Origin of the sequence: Brachybacterium sillae (genome assembly GCF_025028335.1) — a bacterium.
GTDB classification, from domain to species: Bacteria; Actinomycetota; Actinomycetes; order Actinomycetales; family Dermabacteraceae; genus Brachybacterium; species Brachybacterium sillae.
On the sequence record NZ_JAFEUW010000001.1, the window covers coordinates 2,059,072 to 2,078,578 of the forward strand.

Consider the following 19,507-nt stretch of genomic DNA (forward strand, 5'->3'; position numbering starts at 1 on the left):
GGCCGCGCTCACGTCCACCTGTTTCCATGGGCTCATGGTGCGCATGAGCCGTCGTGAGTTCGAGGACGCGGTCGATGATGCCCTCGACTCCCTGCCCGATGAGGTGGCCCGGGCGGTGGCGGAGGCCAATGTCGCGATCCTGGTGGAGGAGGAGCCCCCCGCGGGGGAGGACCTGCTCGGCCTGTATGTCGGGATCCCGCTCGACGAGCGCAGCGTGTTCCAGGGCTACGCCGAACCCGATCGGATCCTCATCTTCCGCGGTCCCCTCTCTCGCCTGGCGGTCGACCGTGAGCACCTCGTGCACGAGATCCGCGTGACGGTGCTGCACGAGATCGGGCACCTGTTCGGCATCGACGACGCCCGGCTGCACGAGCTCGGCTGGGGCTGAGCCGCGACGGCCCCCCGGGGGCGACCCTGATGACCGAGGCTCAGCGGGCCCTGAGGCCCCGCAGGGACCGGGGCGCAACGGGGACTGAGGCTCAACGGGGACCGAGACCCCTCAGACGCCGAGGTCGCGGTCGAGGTCGGTGAGGCCGGCCTCGTGGGCGATGATCGCGATCTGCACCCGGTTGGTGCAGTCGAGCTTCGCGAAGATCTTCGAGATGTGCGCCTTGACGGTGGCCTCGCTCATGAACAGCCGTCCACCGATCTGTGCGTTCGAGAGCCCCGCCCCGACGGCCCCCAGCACCTCGGTCTCCCGCTCGGTGAGCTGATCCAGGCCGGGGTGGCGGTCGGTGCGGGCGCCGGGGTTCGCCTCGGAGAAGTGCGCCAGCATCCGGCGGGTCACACCGGGGGAGAGCATCGCATCGCCGCGCGCGACGACTCGCACGGCCTGCAGCAGGTCGTGCGGCGGGGTGTCCTTGAGCAGGAAACCGCTGGCGCCGGCCTCGAGGGCCTGGAAGACGTATTCGTCCATGTCGAAGGTGGTGAGCATGATGATCCGCGGCGCACCGGGCTGAGCCGTCACCTGGCGGGTCGCGGCGATCCCGTCGAGACCGGGCATGCGCACGTCCATCAGCAGCACATCGGGGCGGTGGCGCTGCACCAGCGGCACGGCCTCGGTGCCGTCGGCGGCCTCCCCGACCACCTGGATCCCCGGGTCGGCGCTGAGGATCATCGACAGTCCGGCGCGCACCAGGGCGTCATCGTCCACCAGTCCCACACGGATCATGGCGTCGGGGACGGCCACGGGATCACCGCCTTCACTTCGAAACGTCCATCGTCGGTGGGGCCCGACGTGATCGTGCCGCCGGCGTGCGTCACCCGGGTTTCGATGCCCGACAGCCCCATCCGGGCCCCCGGCAGGTCCGTCGTGAACCCCTTGGGAAGCACATTACTGATCTCCAGCACCAGGTCGCCTCCCGCCTCGCCCAACAGGGCGACCCGAGCGGCGGTGTGCCGGGCGTGTTTGTGGATGTTCGTCAGGGCCTCCTGCACCACGCGGTACGCGGTGCGGGCCAGCGTGTCCGGCACCGGCGGTTCGACGAAATCGAACAGTTCGACATCCACCCCGGCCTCGCGGCTGGCGTCGACCAGGGAGCGCACATCAGACCAGGTGGGCTGCGGTACCAGGGGTGCGGACTCGTCAGCCCCGCGCAGCACCCCCAGCACCTGCCGCAGCTCCGTGAGCGCCTCGGTGGCGGTGGAGCGGATCAGACCGGCGGAGGCCACCACCTGCTCCCGCTCGAGCGTCGGATTGACCTCCAGGGCCCCGGCCTGCAGTGCCACCAGGGAGATCTTGTGCGCCACGATGTCGTGCATCTCCCGGGCGATGCGGGTGCGTTCAGCACGGCGGGCCTGCTCCTCGGCGGCTGCCCGCCCGCTCTCGGCGGCCTCGGCGCGGGCCCGTAGTTCGTGCATCAACTGCCGCCGGGTGCCGACGTACATCCCCCCCAGGGCGACCGTCAGCACCACCAGCTCCGTGGCGATCACCCCGCCGAGGACGTCCTCATCACCCGATCCCGCCCCCATCATCACGGCCGCGATGCCGAGCGCGAGAGCCGTCACCGCCGCGGACAGCGAGCGGCGGGAACAGCGGGAGGTATAGGCGAAGGTCGCGGCGAGCAGCACCACCAGGGACCACGCGGCGGCATTGACCACGATCAGCAGCGGCAACAGCCACCGCCAGCGCCAACCGCCGAAGCGCAGCGGCAGAGCGGTCACCAACACCGCCGATAGCAGCATCTGTGCGACGTGCCAGTCCTCGACGCCCTGCATCACCGCGACGACGATCTCCGCATACCCCGCCAGCAGCAGCAGGGCCTCCCGCCAGATCACCATCGGGGGCTGCGCTCGGGAGGGATCGGGCGCGGAGGGGCCGGGAGGGAACGGGGTGGCGCTCACCCCGCCACTCTAGGCAGAGGGCGTCCTCGGACGGTTCGCGTCTCGGAGCCCGCCCCTAGGATGGTCGGACCCGGGCAGGGGCCCGGTTCTGGCGAAGGAGGTCGGTGGGTGAGGAAGAACTGGCTGGTCGGCGGGGCCGTGGCCCTGGTGCTGGTCTTGGTGCTGGGCGCCGTGTTCGGCATCTCGCGGATCGCGCGTCCCGGGGATGAGGCGCGCGCCGAGAGGGCCGCGTCCGAATCCGCCGCGGCCTCCTCGGCCGCCACGCAGGCCGCGCCGAGTCGCCAGGGCCGGCCGCCCCTGGCGACGACCGGTGAATCCTTCGCCGAGCTGTCCTCCGATCCCGCGCAGGACCAGGCCTACCGGGCGTACTACGAGCAGACCGTCGACTGGTCGGCCTGCGAGGGTGACTACGCCGACTTCCAGTGCGGGAGCGTCACGGTGCCGAAGCACTGGAACGACCCCGCCGCCGGGGACATCACCCTCGCGCTGTTGCGGATCCCCGCCTCGGGTGAGAAGCAGGGGACGTTGTTCCTGAACCCCGGTGGCCCCGGGGGTTCCGGTGTGGACTTCGTCGGGATGCAGGGCCCGGAGGTGGTGGGTGAATCCGTGGCCGCCCGGTACGACCTGATCGGGTTCGATCCGCGCGGGGTCGGTGACTCCACGCCGCTGGACTGCGTGAGCGACGCACGCCTGGATGAGATGCTCGCCGCCACCTACGACCCGCTGACCCCCGAGGGGTTGGAGCAGACCAAGTCCACCGCGCGGGAGCTGGGGGAGGGGTGCCGCAGCTCCGACCCCGAGCTCATCGGTGCGGTCGACACCCTCTCGGCGGCCCGCGACCTCGATGTCCTGCGGGCGGTGGTCGGCTCCGACGCGCTCGACTATCTCGGGTACAGCTACGGCACCTATCTGGGGGCCACCTATGCGGAGCTGTACCCGCAGCGGGTCGGCCGGATGGTGCTCGACGGCGCCCTCGACCCCACCATCGACGGCGACCAGCTCTCGGACGGCCAGGCTCGGGGATTCGAGAACGCCATCGGGGAGTTCGCCCAGTACTGCCTCGATCAGGGATCAGAGGTCTGCCCCCTGAACGGTGATCACGACCAGGCTGTGCAGCAGGTCCGCGATTTCTTCTCGGCGGTGGACGACCAGCCGCTCGAGACCACCGATCCGCAGCGTCCGCTCACGGGGGCTCTCGCGCGCAGCGGCGTCCTCGTCGGCCTGTATGCCGACGAGTCCTGGGACTTCCTCATCCAGGCGCTCGGCGCCGCCATGTCGGGGGACGGAACCCAGCTGCTGTTCTTCGCCGACGCCGGCAGCAGCCGTCAGGACGACGGCACCTACCTGGGCAACAGCAACGAGGTCATCTCCGCTGTGAACTGCCTCGATCATCCGTCCGCAGCCGATGAGGCCTGGTCCGTCCAGGAGGCCGAACGCCTCGCCGCCGAATACCCCACCTTCGGGGGCATGTTCGGATTCTCGGGGGTGTATTGTGCGCAGTGGCCCGCCGCCCCGGTGCGGGAGCCGGCGCCGATCCGCGCCGAGGGTGCCGCGCCGATCGTCGTGATCGGCACCACGGGGGACCCGGCCACTCCGTATGAGTGGGCCGAGTCCCTCAGTGAGCAGTTGACCTCCGGGACCCTTGTCACCTTCGACGGCAACGGCCACACGGCCTATGGGCGGTCGGGGGGCTGCGTGGAGGAAGCCGTGGACGCCTACCTGCTGGAGGGCACCGTCCCCGAGGACGGCCTGGTCTGCAGCGGGTCCTGAGGTTCGCGCACCCCAAGCCGCGGCCGGGTGCCGCCGCATTGTCGGGTGACCACCAGCCTCGGGTGGTCGTGACGCGGACCTCACCGCGGGATTTTGCGTGCCCCACGCGCGGGCCCGTAGAGTAGGGCGGTCCCTGCGCCGCCCGTGCGCAGAGCGCCGCCTTAGCTCAGTCGGTAGAGCGAATCACTCGTAATGATTAGGTCGGGGGTTCGATTCCCCCAGGCGGCTCCACAGGTCAGGCCCGGTTCCCCGCAGGGGACCGGGCCTGCGTCGTCCTCGCGACTCAGCCCCGCGATACGTAAGGAGCGGTGGCGCGCCCGAGCTCGGGGTCAACGCGCCCGCGCTCGGGGCCACGTCACCCGGGCAGAGCGACGGGCCCGATCCTCCGGGGGGTGTGAGGATCGAGCCCGTCGACGACCGGAGGGGACGTCCGGTCGAGGGAACACACTGCTCCCGCCCACGCGGGGCACTGTCGGCGAATTCAAGGGGACGCTCCGCCGTTGCCGCCACCCTACGGGAGGGTGCGGCCGCGCGACCTCCCCCGAAAGTTCCGAATCCGGCCGTGGTCCTGGGACGAAAGAGCGAATGTCCGCGCGCACGAGGGGTCGAGCTCGCGGCGAGGAGCGGAGTCAGGGGAGCAGGGCCAGAGGAGTAGAGCCGCGATAGCAGAGCCAGGAGAGCAGGTGCTGGGGGCAGGGTCAGCGGTGGTCCACGTCGCCGCGGGGACGGGGCGGCACCACCAGTCCGCGTTCGAAGGCACGCACCGCCACATGCAGCCGGGAGGAGCACTCCAGCTTCGCCATCAGTGACGACACGTGGGTCTTCACCGTCGACTCCGACAGGTTGAGTGCGTCGGCGATGCCGGCGTTGGATTCCGCCGCGCACAGCAGCTCCAGCACGTCGATCTCCCGGGCCGTCAACCCCAGTTCCTCGGCGGCGTCACTGTCACGCACATCAACCTGCGCCGCGGCGGACCCGAAGGGGGACCGTGAGAGGTGAGAGGCGAGCTCCGGGGTGATGACGGTCCCCGCCCCCGCCAGCGCCGCCCGCAGCGCCGCCACCAGGGCCGCCGAGGTGGTCGTCTTCAGCAGGAAGCCCGCTGCGCCGGCGGCGATCGCGGCCTGCACCTGCTCATCGGTGCCGAACGTGGTCAGCACCAGCACCACGGGCGCGGCAGGCAGTCCGCGCAGCGTCCGGGTCGCCGTGATGCCGTCCATACCGGGCAGCGCCAGGTCCATCAGCACCAGGTCCACGGCCCGGAGGGCGTCCTCGGCGTTGTCCACCGAGGCGGTCACGGTGAAGTCGGGCTCGCGGGAGAGGTACCCGGTCAGGGCGTCCCGGACGATCGGGTCGTCGTCGCAGATCAGCACCCGGGCGACACGGGCGGTGGACGAGGGGGACATCATGCGAGCTCCTGGGGGAGGGGGAGGGGGATGGACAGGCGGGTGACGAAGGTGGTGCCCTCGGCGTGGGCCTCGAGCGTGCCGCGCAAGGGTTCCAGACGCTCCCGGATCCCCCGCAGCCCGTCGCCACCACGGGGCACCGGCGCGTCCTCGGGGTCGATGCCGTTCATGACGGCGACCTCGACGGCGGAGGCCGTGGCCTGGGCGAAGACGCTCACACTCCGGGAGGGGTCACCGTGCCGGTGCACGTTCGCGACCACCTCGTCGAGGCAGCGGGCGAGGGTGCCCAGCGCCTCCCGCGGCACCGGGCTGTCGGACTCGGAGTGGGTGCGCACGTCGAAACCGAGCAGGCTCAGCCGATCGATGCGGGCGGCCAGGACGTCCTCCCAGGTGGAGGCGCGCACGGCCGCCGGAGCGATCGACCCGGGCGGTCCCTCTGCCTGCCGCAGCTGCTCCATCATGGTCCGCAGCTCGTCGGTGGCCAGGCGGGCCGTGCGGGAGATGCGCGCGAAGTCCCGGGCGGCCTCCGGGTCCAGGCCCGCCCGCGACTGGGCGGTCTCCGCCAGCAGCACCACCTCGGTGGTGGCGCGCACCGCGGTGTCGTGCAGCTCGCGCGCGATGAGTCGACGCTGTTCCTCGAGATCCGCCAGACGCTGTCGCTCGGCGCGGGAGAGGTCGCGCACCGCACGACCCATCCAGTGCCCCACCAGCAGGGCGAGGGCGATGAAGAACACCCACACCGCTGCACCCGCGAGGAACTCCTCGGAGGTGTTCGTGGTGCGCAGTGTCGCCAGGACCAGCACCGCGGTGTGCCACACGGCCAGCGGCAGACCCAGACGCCACGACCCGCGGGCCATGCAGATCGCCAGCGAGACGGGGGAGACCAGCACGCCCAGACCCGTCGCGAGTGCCGGAACAGCGTACATCAGGGTGAGCATCACCCCGACCAGGGCCGCAGCGGGCACCGGCCACACCAGGCTGAGGCCGCCGAGAGTGGCGAGGATCGCCCAGCTCAGGACACTCCACAGGCCGTTGACGTTCGCCCACGGGCTGGTGGCGATCAGCAGCAGCGTGCCGGTCAGCAGCGGGGCCACGGAGAAACTGCGCCCCGGCCCGCGTGCGGCGAGCGGAGCGGCCGCAGCGGAGGTGGGGTGCGGCGTCGTCACACCCGTATCGTAGGCGGGACTCGTACGGCGCAGCCCCGCGGCGGGACCCGTACGGCACCCGCCCCGCAGGCCGGTCACCGACCGGTCCGGTCGAGCGTGGTGGCCCGGTGGCGCCCCGCGGCCCGTACACTCCGGAGCGAGGCCTCTGGACCTCGTCGGCACGGCGGCCGCCGTCCGACACCGAACCCCCGAAGGGCTGTCATGCATCGCCCCACCGCCCGAGTGCTCTCCACCGCCGCGGCCGCCCTCCTGGCCGTCACCGCCCTCAGCCCCGCCGCCATGGCGGGTGGCCGTCCCGAGGCCATCGCGACCTCGCAGCTGCAGACCGCGTCGGCCGCGCCGACGTTCCTCTGCCAGGCGTACCCCTACCTGCCGTTCATCTGCAAGCGCCCCACGCGCTGATCCCGCCCTCGAGCGGCGGCTGCGACATCCTCGTCGTTCCCGCCGGCGATGCGGTGCGCCCTGGGGAACGAACGGGGTCGGCCCTGAGGGGCCGACCCAGTCGTTTTCTGGATACGTTCAAGATGTGTCGGTAGTGTCGGCCGCATGACGTCCACGCAGACCCCCGCCGACGCCCTGCGTCGGGTCGGACTGCGCGTCACCGCGCCCCGCGTAGCCGCCCTGCAGGCGGTGGCGGAGCAGCCCCACGTCGATGCGGACTCCGTCACCGTCGCGGTGCGGGCCCGTCTCGGCGCCGTGTCCCGCCAGACCGTCTACGACGTGCTGGCGGCATTGGAGGAGGCGGGCCTCGTCCGCCGCGTGATCGACGGTGGTCGGCGCGCGTTGTACGAGGTCGATCACCACGACGACCACCACCACGTCCTGTGTCGCCGCTGCGGCCGCCTGGAGGACGTGCCGGCTCGCACCGCCCAGAGCGTGCCCCCGCCGGCGTCGGAGGCCCACGGCTTCACCGTCGACGAGGTGGACGTCCTCTACCGGGGGCTGTGTCCGCAGTGCGCGGCCCTCACCGACGTCGTCCCCGCCTGAGAACCCCTGCAACAGCCACGAGGAGACCGATCCGATGACGCAGTTCGATCCGACCCAGTCGCACGACTCGACCAAGCCGTCCACCCAGGAGTCCGGTGCGCCGCGCCCGAACGACGCCCATTCGCTGACCGTCGGCCCCGACGGCCCCCTGCTGCTGCACGACGTCGCCCTCGTGGAGAAGCTCGCCCGCTTCGACCGCGAGCGCATCCCGGAGCGCAGCCCCCACGCGAAGGGCTCCGGCGCCTTCGGTGAGTTCGTCACCACCGAGGACGTCTCGAAGTACACCAAGGCTGGCCTGTTCCAGCCCGGCGTGAAGACCCCGATGCTGGCCCGTTTCTCGACCGTGGCCGGTGAGCTCGGTTCGCCCGACACCTGGCGTGACGTGCGCGGTTTCGCGCTGAAGTTCTACACCCAGGAGGGCAACTACGACCTCGTGGGCAACAACACCCCGGTGTTCTTCGTCCGCGACCCCATGAAGTTCCCCGACTTCATCCACTCGCAGAAGCGTCTGCCCGATTCGGGCCTGCGCGACGGCACCATGCAGTGGGACTTCTGGACCCTCTCCCCCGAGTCGGCCCACCAGGTCACCTACCTCATGGGCCAGCGCGGTCTGCCGAAGACCTGGCGCCACATGAACGGCTACAGCTCCCACACGTACATGTGGGTCAACGAGGCCGGCGAGAAGTTCTGGGTGAAGTACCACTTCAAGACCAACCAGGGCATGGAGTTCCTCAGCAACGAGGAGGCCGAGCGCCTGGCCGGTGTCGACGCCGAGTACCACCGCCGCGACCTGTTCGAGTCGATCAAGAAGGGCGAGTACCCCAGCTGGGACCTGCACGTGCAGGTGATGCCGTACGCCGAGGCGAAGACGTACCGCTTCAACCCGTTCGACCTCACCAAGGTGTGGTCGCATGAGGACTACCCGCTGATCAAGGTCGGCACCATGACCCTGAACCAGAACCCGGTGAACCACTTCGCGCAGATCGAGCAGGCGGCGTTCTCGCCGTCGAACATCGTGCCGGGCATCGGGTTCTCGCCCGACAAGATGCTGCTGAGCCGTGTGTTCTCCTACCCGGATGCGCACCGCAACCGCATCGGCACCAACTTCCAGCAGCTGCCGGTGAACCGCCCCGTCGTGGAGACCAACTCCTACGACAAGGAGGGTGCGATGCAGTTCTTCCACAGCGGTGATGCCCCGGTGTACGCCCCGAACTCCTTCGGTCGGGCGTACACGGACACGCAGGGTCCGGTCGACAACGGCTGGGAGGCCGACGGCGAGATGGTCCGCGCCGCCTACACCCTCCACGCCGAGGACGACGACTTCGGTCAGGCCGGCACCCTGGTGCGGGAGGTCTTCGACGACGCCCAGCGCGAGGAGTTCGTGGAGACCGTCGCCGGTGCCCTCGACGGGGTGCAGGAGCCCGTGCTCTCCCGCGCCTTCGAGTACTGGAAGAAGGTCGACCAGCAGATCGGTGAGCGCATCGAGAAGGCCGCCAAGGCCAAGGCCGGGGACAACATCCCGGGTATGACCGCCAACTGACGCGGAGCCGCGGCCCCGACGCGTTCAGGGGCCTGAGCACGCAGCCCGCCCTGTCACGGACCCCCACCGGGTCTGTGACAGGGCGGGCTGTTCGCGTGGTCGCCGGTCTCAGACGATGAGCACGTCGCAGGGGGCCGACAGCAGCAGCTTCTGAGCGGTCGTGCCCAGCAGATGCCGGGCGACCTCCTGATCGCGGCGGATCCCGAGCACCAGCAGTTCGGCGCGTTCCTCCTCGACGACGTCGAGCAGGGCGGAGCTGAGATCGGCATCGGTGCGGACCTGGCGCACATCCACCCGCACGCTCAACCGGTGGAGCCGTTCCATCGCCCGGTCGAGCTGCTCGGCGTGGGCGTGGCGTGGATCGTCCTCGTCGCCGTCACGGATCACGTTCACGAGCACCAGCGGACCCCCGCGCAGCTCGGCCTCCGCGGCGGCCGCGTCGAGCGCGGCGAAACCGACCGGGGTCGGGATGAATCCGAGGACGACGGCCATGGGCACCTCAGCGTCGGGCGGGTCGGGCGGCCTGCGGGCCGCGGCGGACGGATGGCCCGATCGTACGCGGACTGCCGCCGTCCCCGCGGTGCCCCGTCAGGCGCGCTCCTGGCCCGACAGGGCCGCGATCTCATCCATGATCCGCTCGGTCATGCGGCGACGGCGCACCCCCTCGGGCAGGTCAGGCGCCAGATCGGTGAAGTCGATGGGGGCGCCGATGCGCACCCGCACCACCCCGCGGGACCGCCACCATCGACCCTTCGCGAACAGCTCCGGGGTGCCGGACAACCCCACCGGGATCACCGGGCACTGCGCCTGTTGGGCGAGCCAGGCAGCACCCGGCTTTCCGGCGTGCAGGCGGCCGTCCTTGGAGCGGGTGCCCTCCGGGTAGATCCCGAAACCGTCGCCCTGCCGCAGGATGCCCAGCGCGACGTCGAGGGCCCCCCGGCCCGAGGCGAGAGCGGCCCGGTCCACCGGCACGGTGCCGACGGCATCGAAGAACGCCCGCTGGATCAACCCGACGGGCCCATTCTTGTGCCAGTACACGTCCTTGGCGATGAACCGCACCTGCCGCGGCATGACCACCGGCAGCAGGAACGAGTCGACGTTCGCCAGGTGGTTGGACACCAGCAGGAACGCCCCGTGCCGGGGGACGTGGTCGAGGCCCTCGATGCGCGGAGCCCACAGGGCGCGCATCACGGGGGCGACGATCGGGCGGGCGAGCGTGTAGAAGAGGGTCACGGGGCGCTCCGGGGGAGGGGTGGTCCACGGGGGTGCCGGCGAGTGCACCGGCCCCCGATTATCCCGCGGAGAGGGCAGGGCCGTGTGGTAGAACAACCGGAGCCGCCGACCTCGATCCCAGGAGTGCCGATGCCCAAGATCCTGTCCGTCGTCGTGGTGGGAGCCGGGACCGTCGCGCAGGCGGTGCACCTGCCGCTGCTGCGCCGCCGCTGGGATCGCTTCACCCTCTCGGCCCTGGTGGACATCTCCCCGCGCCGCCGCCAGGAGGCCGCCGAGGTGTTCGGCGTGCCGGAGGACCGGCGCTTCGAGAACGTCACGGAGCTGGTGGCCGCGATCCGCGCCAAGCAGGTGGAGGTCGATGCCGCGCTGGTCGCCAGTGACGGGCTGCACGTCGAGGACGTGCTCGCGCTCGTGCGCCGCGGCATCCCGGTGCTGGTGGAGCCGCCGCTGGGGTTCTCCGAGGACGAGATCCGCCAGGTGGTGCAGTTCGAGCGCATGGCGGGGCGGCGCCTGGTGATGATCGCCCACCCGCAGGTGTTCGACGCAGCCGTCACCCGTCTGGCGGAGACGGTGAAGGCGCGGGATCTGCGGATGCTCGACTACGAGGTGCTGATGCCTGCCACGCAGCCGATGTACGGGCATGCGCATGTCACCGCCTCCGCCTACGACCTCGACACGGATCTGCGGATGGCCCGCCGCGATGCCCTGCAGAAAGCGGTGGAGGCCGGGTCCGGTGACGCCGCCACGCAGCGCGACCGCGACCTGTATGTCAAAGGTCTGCTGACCGGTCTCGCCCACCAGGTGGCGGTGGTGCTGCACGCCTTCGGTCCGTTCGACCGGATCGAGGCGGTGCGGCATTGGCCCTCCGGGGTGGTCCCCGGCAGTGTCGAGGTGCTGGCCCGTCTCGAGGGTGATGCCCCGGTGCGTCTGGTCTGGCACTACCTGCCGTTCGCCCCGGAGTACGTGGAACGGATCGATGCGCTCACCGCACGCCGCCGGCTGCAGGTGCGTTTCGCCCTGCCGTCGCACCTGGAGGAGCGCGGCGAGTTCTCCCTGCGCGAGAAGGACGCCGGACTGGTCACGGAGACCACCAGGGTCAGTCCGACCGGTCCTGCCGAGGCCATGTGGGAGGCGTTCCACGAAATGGTCGACCGCGGCACCGAGCCGCGGATCGGGGCGCAGGAGGCCCTCGAGGAGTCCGCGCTCATGCGCCAGCTGCTGGCACGGATCGTCGAGCTGGACGGGCGGAGCATCGACAGCCCCGCCGACGAAGGGGCCGACAGTGACACCCCCGCCGTGACCGGAGCCGGGAAGGACGTCACGGACGGGGACGAGTCCGCCCAGCAGGCTCCGCGGGATCCGGAGCCGGAGGCGGTGCAGGATCCGGCACCGGATGCGGAACAGGACGTGGAGCAGGATCAGGCGCAGGACGTGGAGCAGGGTTCGGCGCAGGACCCGCTGCGTGAGGTGGAGTCCGCCGACGCGGTTCTCCCGCCCGCGCCGGAGGCGACCTTTGTCAACCTCGACGCCGATCCGACGCCGGTCGAGCATGAACCCACCGAGCCCGACACGACCCGGCCGCAGACGACCGCGCCGACCGTGCCGCAGCTCGAGACGCCCGAACCGCCAGCCCCGGTCCTCGCGACGGAGGACACCCCCACTGCCGTGCTGCCCGCCCTCGACACCCCGAAGAGCTCCGGTTCGGTGGCGGTGACGGAAGAGTCCGTTCCGGTCGTCGACGAGGTCGCCGCACGGGCGGTCGACGAGGACGACGCCTGGGGCCTGCCGGCCCGCGACCTCCGGGACTGAGCCGGCCGCGGGCGCTGTCCCCTCCGATCGGCCCGGCCCGGGCGCTGTGACGCGTCCCGGCCGGGCCGATCGGCGTCCCGGCGCGCCGGCGTGGTGCCCGGGTGCCATGCCCCTGCGACACGCCGAGCGACACGCCGGTCGGCACGCTGATTCGTGGACGTGGCGTACGCCTCCCCGCCGGGGACGGGGCGGTGGTCCGCGGGCTGTCGTCCCCACCGCCGAGGGGCGACACGCGCGGCCGTCCCCAGGGATGTCCACGGTTGTCCTGCGGGTCCGTGCTGCTCGTCCCCAGAACGTCCACCGCCGTCCCCACGCCGTCCACAGCCGATGTGGATGACACGCGTGTAGTTCAGTACATCTTGTGGTGTCTTCGTCCGGGCACCACTAGGTGTAGTGTTGAGCAGGTCGGCGCGGATCTCGTCGGCCCCGGCCCCCGCGACCCCGAACGGACCCCGCGCGACCAGTGCGGACACCCCGGGACGAGGGCTGTGTCCCTTCCCCGATCAGACCTCTCCCGGTGCTCCGGCACCACCTCCGGCACGACCCGAAAGGCATCCCTTCATGGACATCACCGTTTACTCGAAGCCCCTGTGCGTGCAGTGCGACGCCACCAAGCGCGCGCTCACCAAGGCCGGTCTCGCGTTCGACGTCGTCGACATCACCGAGGACGCCGATGCCCTGGCACGGGTGAAGTCCCTGGGGTACGTGCAGGCGCCCGTCGTCATCACCGGTGACGACCACTGGTCGGGCTTCCGGCCGGACAAGATCAAGGCCCTCGCCGCCGCCGGCGCCACCTCCGCCGAGCGCCGCGTCTCCTCCCTCTGACGCCCGCCCGGCCATGGGCACACTCGTCTACTTCTCCTCAGTGTCCGGCAACACCCAGCGCTTCATCGAGAAGCTGGGTCTGCCGGCGCACCGGATCCCGCTGCACGCGAGCGACGACCGCCTCGTGATGGACGAGGAGTACGTGCTCGTGGTCCCGACCTATGGAGGCGGCAACGGCAAGGGCGCCGTCCCCAAGCAGGTCATCCGCTTCCTCAACGACGAGCGCAACCGGAAGCTCATCCGGGGCGTCATCAGTGGGGGGAACACCAACTTCGGCGAGGCCTACGGCCTCGCCGGGGACGTGATCGCCGAGAAGTGCCACGTCCCGCACATGTACCGATTCGAGCTGCTCGGCACCACCCGTGACGTGCAGCAGGTGACGCAAGGATTGGAAGAGTTTTGGCGACGCTGACCGAGCTGCCCGCCCACGAGCACAACAAGGCGCTGGATTATCACGCACTGAACGCGATGCTCAACCTGTACGGGCCCGACGGGAAGATCCAGTTCGACAAGGACCGGCTCGCGGCGCGGGAGTACTTCCTGCAGCACGTGAACCCCAACACGGTGTTCTTCCACTCCCTGGAGGAGAAGCTCGACTACCTGGTGGAGCACCAGTACTACGAGCGAGAGGTGCTGGACCAGTACGACGGTGCCTTCGTCAAGGAGCTGTCCGAGCGCGCCTACGCGAAGAAGTTCCGCTTCCCCACCTTCCTGGGGGCGTTCAAGTACTACACCTCGTACACGTTGAAGACCTTCGACGGGAAGCGGTACCTGGAACGGTTCGAGGACCGCGTGGTGATGGTGGCCCTGACCCTCGCGCGCGGTGACCGCGAGCTCGCCACGAGCCTGGTCGACGAGATCCTCGAGGGCCGGTTCCAGCCCGCCACCCCGACGTTCCTCAACGCCGGCAAGGCCCAGCGCGGTGAGCTGGTCTCCTGCTTCCTGCTGCGCATCGAGGACACGATGGAGTCCATCGGCCGTGGCATCAACTCCGCCCTGCAGCTGTCCAAGCGCGGTGGCGGTGTGGCCCTGCTGCTGAGCAACCTGCGCGAGCACGGCGCCCCGATCAAGCAGATCGAGAACCAGGCCAGCGGCGTCATCCCGGTGATGAAGCTGCTGGAGGACTCCTTCAGCTACGCCAACCAGCTGGGGGCCCGCCAGGGCGCCGGTGCCGTGTACCTCCACGCCCACCACCCGGACATCCTGCGGTTCCTCGACACCAAGCGGGAGAACGCCGACGAGAAGATCCGCATCAAGACGCTGTCCCTCGGCGTCGTGATCCCGGACGTCACCTTCGAGCTCGCGCGCAACAACGAGCCGATGTACCTGTTCTCCCCGTACGACGTGGAGCGAGAGTACGGGGTGCCGTTCGCCGACATCTCCGTGAGTGAGAAGTACCGCGAGATGGTCGACAACCCGCGCATCGGGAAGAAGAAGATCAAGGCCCGCGAGTTCTTCCAGACCCTTGCGGAGATCCAGTTCGAGTCGGGTTACCCGTACATCATGTTCGAGGACACGGTGAACCGGGCCAACCCGATCCCCGGCAAGGTCACCCACTCGAACCTCTGCTCGGAGATCCTGCAGGTGGCCACCCCGTCGGAGATGAACCAGGACCTGTCGTACAAGACGCTGGGCCGTGACATCTCCTGCAACCTGGGTTCGCTGAACATCGCCAAGGCGATGGACTCCCCGGACTTCGCGCGCACCATCGAGAGCGCCATCCGCGCCCTCACCGCGGTCTCCGACACCTCCGACATCGAATCGGTGCCGACCATCGCCGAGGGCAACCGCAAGTCCCACGCGATCGGCCTGGGGCAGATGAACCTGCACGGGTACCTGGCGCGGGAGCGGGTGCAGTACGGCTCCGAGGAGGGTCTGGACTTCACCAACATGTACTTCTACGCGGTGACGTACCACGCGATCCTCGCGTCGATGCACATCGCGAAGGAGCGCGGCGAGCGCTTCCACGATTTCGAGAACTCCGCGTACGGCACCGGTGAGTACTTCGACAAGTACATCGACGGCGAGTGGACCCCGAAGACGGAGCGGGTGAAGGAGCTGTTCGCGAACTCGACGGTGCACCTTCCGACCCGTGAGGACTGGATCCGGCTGCGCGACGAGGTGCGCGAGCACGGCATGTACAACGCGTACCTGCAGGCCGTCCCGCCGACGGGCTCGATCTCGTACATCAACAACTCCACCTCCTCCATCCATCCGATCGTCTCCAAGATCGAGATCCGCAAGGAGGGGAAGATCGGGCGCGTCTACTACCCGGCCCCGTACATGACGAACGACAACCTGGAGTACTACCAGGACGCGTACGAGATCGGGTACGAGAAGATCATCGACACCTACGCCGAGGCCACGAAGCATGTGGACCAGGGCCTGTCGCTGACGCTGTTCTTCCCCGACACCGCCACGACGCGTGACGTCAACAAGGCGCAGATCTACGCCTGGCGCAAGGGCATCAAGACCCTCTACTACATCCGCCTGCGACAGATGGCGATCGAGGGCACCGAGGTCGAGGGCTGCGTCAGCTGCATGCTCTGAGCCGACATCGGCCGACGAACCGGGGCCCGGTCGAGGATTCGCTCCTCGACCGGGCCCCGGTTCGTCCTTGCATCAGGTGCGATTTTTCAGCCGGCGGATCCGGGCGCGCACACTTCCCACGAAGTGCCGTGCACCCTGCCGAGCGACGCCGCAGGTCAGTGACCCGGGCCCCGCGCAGCGCATCATCTGGCGGTTCCAGGCACGCTCCTCGGCCTTGAAGCAGTGCACCTCGCAGTGCGCGCAGAACGGAGTGGGGTCCAGCGTGCAGAACACTCGCAGGGCTATCTCTGGGGCACCCCGGTCGACGGCGGGCGCCGAGAGCTCTCGTGCCGAGAGGTGCGCAGTTGGCGATCAGGGCGGGCCGTTGCGCCAACTCAGCACACCTCGACCCCATGCCCAGAATCAGGGTCGTGACACGCTCTCCAGAGCGAAGTTCGCTGCCCAGAGCGCAGCGTAGAGCACTCCGGCCGTTGTACGGCAAGCGTCCATTGGGGACCTTGGTCCTCTCGGCGCCGGTTTCGTCGGAACCAGAACTACTACACCTGGGGGTGTCGGCGTGTTGTGACCCCAACATGTTGTGGTCGATTCCTACGGTGGCAGAGCCGCGGCGCACACCACACACCCGCAGCATTGCGCGCAACCCGTGCCCACAACCGTGCACCGTGCCCCGTCCCGAAGGAGAGAGAGCCCATGACCGCGTCCCCGAAGCAGCCCGCCCCAATCGAGCCCGCCGAGCCCGGCGCGGCCCCCGTCGGCCGCCGCATGATCGATCCGGTCGCCACCGTCACCGAGTACGTGGACCGCTCCGACTGGCGCGTCAACGCCAACGCCAACCAGGGCTACTCCGTGGGCGGGCTGGTGCTCAACGCCGCGGGGAAGATGATCGCCAACTACTGGCTGGACGAGGTGTTCAGTGCCGAGGCGGGCCGTGCCCACCGCGACGGGGACATCCACATCCACGACCTCGACATGCTCACCGGGTACTGCGCCGGCTGGTCGCTGCGGCGTCTGCTCGAGGAGGGCTTCAACGGTGTGCCCGGGGCGATCGCCGCCGCCCCGCCCAAGCACTTCTCCTCGGCCTGCGGGCAGATCGTCAACTTCCTGGGCACCCTGCAGAACGAGTGGGCCGGCGCCCAGGCCTTCAGCTCCTTCGACACCTACATGGCGCCGTTCGTGCGGCTGGATGACATGACCTACGAGGAGGTGCTGCAGTGCATGCAGGAGCTGATCTACAACCTCAACGTGCCCAGTCGTTGGGGCTCGCAGTGCCCCTTCACCAACCTCACCTTCGACTGGACCTGCCCGGAGGACCTGCAGGGCCAGCACCCCCTGATCGGCGAGCAGCTGTGCGACTTCACCTACGGCGATCTCCAGCACGAGATGGACCTGGTCAACCGGGCCTACATCGAGGTGATGACCGCGGGCGACGCTGACGGGCGCGCCTTCACCTTCCCCATCCCCACCTACAACATCACCCGCGACTTCGACTGGGAGGCCGAGAACACCCAGCGGCTGTTCGCGATGACCGCGAAGTACGGGCTGCCCTACTTCCAGAACTTCATCAACTCCGACCTGGACCCCGGGATGATTCGCTCGATGTGCTGCCGCCTGCAGCTGGACCTGCGCGAGCTGCTCAAGCGCGGCAACGGCCTGTTCGGCTCCGCGGAGCTCACCGGCTCCATCGGCATGGTCACGGTCAACATGGCGCGCCTGGGCTACCTGTACGCCGGGGACGAGGACGCGCTGATCGCCGAGCTGGACCGCCTGCTCGAGGTGGGCAAGGACACCCTGGAGAAGCGGCGGGCCACCGTGCAGGAGCTGATCGACGGCGGCCTGTACCCGTACACCAAGCGGTACATGGGCCACCTGGGCAACCACTTCTCCACCCTTGGGGTCAACGGGATGAATGAGATGGTCCGCAACTTCACCGGCGATGCCCACGACCTGATGGACGAGTTCGGGCAGCAGATGTGCCTGCGGATCCTCGACCACGTGCGCGAGACGATGGTGCGGTACCAGGAGGAGACCGGGAACCTGTACAACCTGGAGGCCACCCCGGCCGAGGGCGCCACCTACCGCTTCGCCAAGGAGGACCGCGCGCGCTTCCCCGGCATCCTCACCGCCGGCACGCCGGAGCATCCCTATTACACGAACTCCTCGCAGCTGCCTGTCGGAGCGACCGACGACCCCTTCGAGGCGCTGGAACGGCAGGAGGAGCTTCAATCCAAGTACACAGGCGGCACGGTGCTGCATCTGTACATGGATGGTGCTGTCAGTTCACCGGCCGCCTGCCGGGAACTCGTGCGCAGAGCACTGACCCGGTTCCACCTGCCGTACCTGACCATCACCCCCACCTTCTCGATCTGCCCCAGCCACGGCTACCTCACCGGCGAGCACCACCAGTGCGAGCGCTGTGGTGAAGCCTGTGAGGTGTGGACCCGTGTGATGGGCTACTTCCGGCCCGTGGCCTCCTTCAACATCGGCAAGAAGGGCGAGTACGCCGAGCGCACCTTCTTCACCGAGCAGGCCTCCGGCGTAGGCGGCTGCCAGGAGGCGGCCGACGGGCCCGCTGCGGCGGCCGACGAGCCCGCGGCCGCGACCGGCCGCCCAGGGGCCGTGATCACCCCGGTGACGGCGTGAGCCCTCTGGCCAGCCTGGCGGCACCAGACCTGCGCATCGCAGGTCTGGTGCCGCTGTCCACCGTGGACTGGCCCGGCCGCCTGGTGGCCACGGTGTTCTGCCAGGGCTGCCCCTGGCGCTGCACCTACTGCCACAACACCGCGATCCTGGACGTCCACGCCCCTGGCGCCGTGCCCTTCGGTGAGCTGGGTCGGCTCCTGGAGCGACGGGGAGGGCTGCTGGACGGCGTGGTGTTCAGTGGGGGAGAGGCCACCATGCAGCACGCTGTGGTGCCTGCCGCCCGCGCCGTTCGCGAGCGCGGCTTCGCGGTTGGGTTGCACACTGGCGGGGCCTTCCCCACCCGGATGCAGGCCCTGCTCGGGGTCGACACCGACGGGCATCGCGCCTGCTCACCGCTGGTGGACTGGGTGGGGTTCGACGTGAAGGCCGCGCCGGCCGGCTACACGGACCTGGTGGGACGGGCTGGTGCCTGGCGGCGAAGTGCGAAGTCCCTCCAGTTGCTGCTGGCCTCCGGTGTGGACCACGAACTGCGGATGACGGTCACCCCGCAGTTGATCGACCAGGTCCCCGCGGTGATCGAGACCGTCCACCGCGGCGGCGGCACGCACCTGGTGCTGCAGAAGGCACGGTCCGACGGTGCAGAGAGCGGCTTCGCCAGGCAGCGGGCTGCAGTGCCGGACTGGACGGAGCGATTCGACGCTGCAGCGCACAGAGCACGGCAGCTCGGAGCGCAGCAGGGCCTTGAGATCACGGTCCGAGCGTGACGGGGCCGTGACCCGCGCCAGCGCCGGTCCGAGGAAGGGCGGTCCTAGGATGACAGTGACGGGGTCCCCCGTCAGCGAATCCTGGCCCGTCCCTGTTCCCCTGCCCGTTTGGAGTCGTCATGGATGACCTCGTCCTCAACTGGGAACTCGGCACAGCCGGGCTGCTGATCGTGGCAGTCTCGGCCATCGCCGTACTTCTCATCCTCATCATGGCCTTCAAGGTCCATGCATTCCTCGCCCTGATGATCACCTCGATCGGAACGGCCCTGGCTGCGGGCATCGCCCCGGCCAGCGTGCTGCCCGCCCTCGCCTTCGGCTTCAACACAACCCTGGGCAACGTCATGCTGCTGGTCGCACTCGGCGCGATGCTGGGCAGGATGATCGAGACCTCCGGCGGTGCCCAGGTGCTCGCCGACCGGATGATCGACCTGGGGCCCTGACCCCGTTTCGTAGGTCCAGTCGTTATGAGAGTCGTCC

19 protein-coding genes and 1 tRNA gene are annotated in these 19,507 nt (G+C 69.7%); 13 read left to right on the top strand and 7 right to left on the bottom strand.

The genetic code is table 11. The features are described from left to right. Positions 1–34 precede the first annotated feature (34 nt). The gene (locus JSY14_RS09475) at positions 35–388 is read left to right on the top strand and encodes a metallopeptidase family protein (RefSeq protein ID WP_259558603.1); all 354 of its coding nucleotides are present in this window, start codon (positions 35–37) and stop codon (positions 386–388) included. 111 nt (positions 389–499) lie between these two features. Here JSY14_RS09475 and JSY14_RS09480 read toward each other — a convergent pair whose 3' ends face one another. Both JSY14_RS09480 and JSY14_RS09485 read right to left on the bottom strand, forming a co-directional pair. Next, positions 500–1,171 (bottom strand): response regulator, encoded by a 672-nt coding sequence (locus JSY14_RS09480; protein ID WP_259559649.1) that lies wholly within the window; start codon positions 1,169–1,171, stop codon positions 500–502. Beyond that, complete coding sequence (locus JSY14_RS09485) at positions 1,168–2,343, bottom strand: sensor histidine kinase (RefSeq protein ID WP_259558604.1); 1,176 nt, start codon at positions 2,341–2,343, stop codon at positions 1,168–1,170. Before JSY14_RS09485 ends, JSY14_RS09480 begins: the two co-directional genes overlap by 4 nt. Before the next feature lie 108 nt (positions 2,344–2,451). Between JSY14_RS09485 and JSY14_RS09490 the strand changes: the two genes are divergently transcribed. Both JSY14_RS09490 and JSY14_RS09495 read left to right on the top strand, forming a co-directional pair. Beyond that, a complete protein-coding gene (locus tag JSY14_RS09490; RefSeq protein WP_259558605.1) occupies positions 2,452–4,113 on the top strand; it encodes an alpha/beta hydrolase in 1,662 nt (553 codons plus the stop codon). 155 nt (positions 4,114–4,268) lie between these two features. Next, positions 4,269–4,344 (top strand) — tRNA-Thr (locus JSY14_RS09495). 467 nt (positions 4,345–4,811) lie between these two features. Here the strand turns inward: JSY14_RS09495 and JSY14_RS09500 are convergent. Both JSY14_RS09500 and JSY14_RS09505 read right to left on the bottom strand, forming a co-directional pair. Continuing rightward, positions 4,812–5,519 (bottom strand): response regulator transcription factor, encoded by a 708-nt coding sequence (locus tag JSY14_RS09500; RefSeq protein ID WP_259558606.1) that lies wholly within the window; start codon positions 5,517–5,519, stop codon positions 4,812–4,814. Next, entirely contained in the window at positions 5,516–6,682 is a 1,167-nt protein-coding gene (locus JSY14_RS09505; RefSeq protein WP_259558607.1) for a sensor histidine kinase, read from the bottom strand. The genes JSY14_RS09500 and JSY14_RS09505 overlap by 4 nt, the downstream gene beginning before the upstream one ends. 201 nt (positions 6,683–6,883) lie before the next feature. Here JSY14_RS09505 and JSY14_RS09510 point away from each other — a divergent pair, with 201 nt between their 5' ends. The 3 genes from JSY14_RS09510 to JSY14_RS09520 all read left to right on the top strand — a co-directional run bounded on the left by JSY14_RS09510 (position 6,884) and on the right by JSY14_RS09520 (position 9,209). Next, a complete protein-coding gene (locus JSY14_RS09510; RefSeq protein ID WP_259558609.1) occupies positions 6,884–7,084 on the top strand; it encodes a hypothetical protein in 201 nt (66 codons plus the stop codon). Between the two features lie 144 nt (positions 7,085–7,228). Continuing rightward, positions 7,229–7,669 carry a Fur family transcriptional regulator gene (locus JSY14_RS09515; RefSeq protein ID WP_259558611.1) on the top strand — a complete coding sequence of 147 codons (441 nt, stop codon included), beginning with the start codon at positions 7,229–7,231 and terminating at the stop codon, positions 7,667–7,669. Positions 7,670–7,703: 34 nt separating this feature from the next. Further along, positions 7,704–9,209: a catalase gene (locus JSY14_RS09520; RefSeq protein WP_259558612.1), complete on the top strand. Its 1,506-nt coding sequence runs from the start codon at positions 7,704–7,706 to the stop codon at positions 9,207–9,209. A gap of 108 nt (positions 9,210–9,317) precedes the next feature. On the opposite strand, the gene JSY14_RS09525 is transcribed toward JSY14_RS09520, so the two are convergent. Then, positions 9,318–9,701 carry a universal stress protein gene (locus tag JSY14_RS09525; protein ID WP_259558614.1) on the bottom strand — a complete coding sequence of 128 codons (384 nt, stop codon included), beginning with the start codon at positions 9,699–9,701 and terminating at the stop codon, positions 9,318–9,320. Positions 9,702–9,797: 96 nt separating this feature from the next. Beyond that, entirely contained in the window at positions 9,798–10,442 is a 645-nt protein-coding gene (locus tag JSY14_RS09530; RefSeq protein WP_259558615.1) for a lysophospholipid acyltransferase family protein, read from the bottom strand. 129 nt (positions 10,443–10,571) lie between these two features. Between JSY14_RS09530 and JSY14_RS09535 the strand changes: the two genes are divergently transcribed. The 4 genes from JSY14_RS09535 (at position 10,572) to nrdE (ending at position 15,626) form a co-directional block, all read left to right on the top strand. After that, entirely contained in the window at positions 10,572–12,251 is a 1,680-nt protein-coding gene (locus JSY14_RS09535) for a Gfo/Idh/MocA family oxidoreductase (RefSeq protein WP_259558616.1), read from the top strand. 561 nt (positions 12,252–12,812) lie between these two features. Beyond that, entirely contained in the window at positions 12,813–13,076 is a 264-nt protein-coding gene (nrdH, locus tag JSY14_RS09540) for a glutaredoxin-like protein NrdH (RefSeq protein ID WP_259558617.1), read from the top strand. Positions 13,077–13,089: 13 nt separating this feature from the next. After that, positions 13,090–13,488 (top strand): class Ib ribonucleoside-diphosphate reductase assembly flavoprotein NrdI, encoded by a 399-nt coding sequence (gene nrdI, locus JSY14_RS09545; protein ID WP_259558620.1) that lies wholly within the window; start codon positions 13,090–13,092, stop codon positions 13,486–13,488. Positions 13,489–13,493: 5 nt separating this feature from the next. Continuing rightward, the gene (gene nrdE, locus JSY14_RS09550; RefSeq protein ID WP_259559650.1) at positions 13,494–15,626 is read left to right on the top strand and encodes a class 1b ribonucleoside-diphosphate reductase subunit alpha; all 2,133 of its coding nucleotides are present in this window, start codon (positions 13,494–13,496) and stop codon (positions 15,624–15,626) included. Between the two features lie 72 nt (positions 15,627–15,698). Here the strand turns inward: nrdE and JSY14_RS12585 are convergent, their stop codons facing one another. Further along, positions 15,699–15,899, bottom strand: a complete 201-nt coding sequence (locus JSY14_RS12585) for a nitrous oxide-stimulated promoter family protein (RefSeq protein WP_432803631.1) — start codon at positions 15,897–15,899, stop codon at positions 15,699–15,701. 417 nt (positions 15,900–16,316) lie between these two features. Between JSY14_RS12585 and JSY14_RS09555 the strand changes: the two genes are divergently transcribed. The 3 genes from JSY14_RS09555 (at position 16,317) to JSY14_RS09565 (ending at position 19,470) form a co-directional block, all read left to right on the top strand. Further along, positions 16,317–18,266 (top strand): ribonucleoside triphosphate reductase, encoded by a 1,950-nt coding sequence (locus tag JSY14_RS09555; RefSeq protein ID WP_432803632.1) that lies wholly within the window; start codon positions 16,317–16,319, stop codon positions 18,264–18,266. Next, positions 18,263–19,030: an anaerobic ribonucleoside-triphosphate reductase activating protein gene (locus tag JSY14_RS09560; RefSeq protein WP_259558622.1), complete on the top strand. Its 768-nt coding sequence runs from the start codon at positions 18,263–18,265 to the stop codon at positions 19,028–19,030. The genes JSY14_RS09555 and JSY14_RS09560 overlap by 4 nt, the downstream gene beginning before the upstream one ends. Before the next feature lie 119 nt (positions 19,031–19,149). After that, positions 19,150–19,470, top strand: a complete 321-nt coding sequence (locus JSY14_RS09565) for a GntT/GntP/DsdX family permease (RefSeq protein ID WP_259558624.1) — start codon at positions 19,150–19,152, stop codon at positions 19,468–19,470. Positions 19,471–19,507 lie beyond the last annotated feature (37 nt).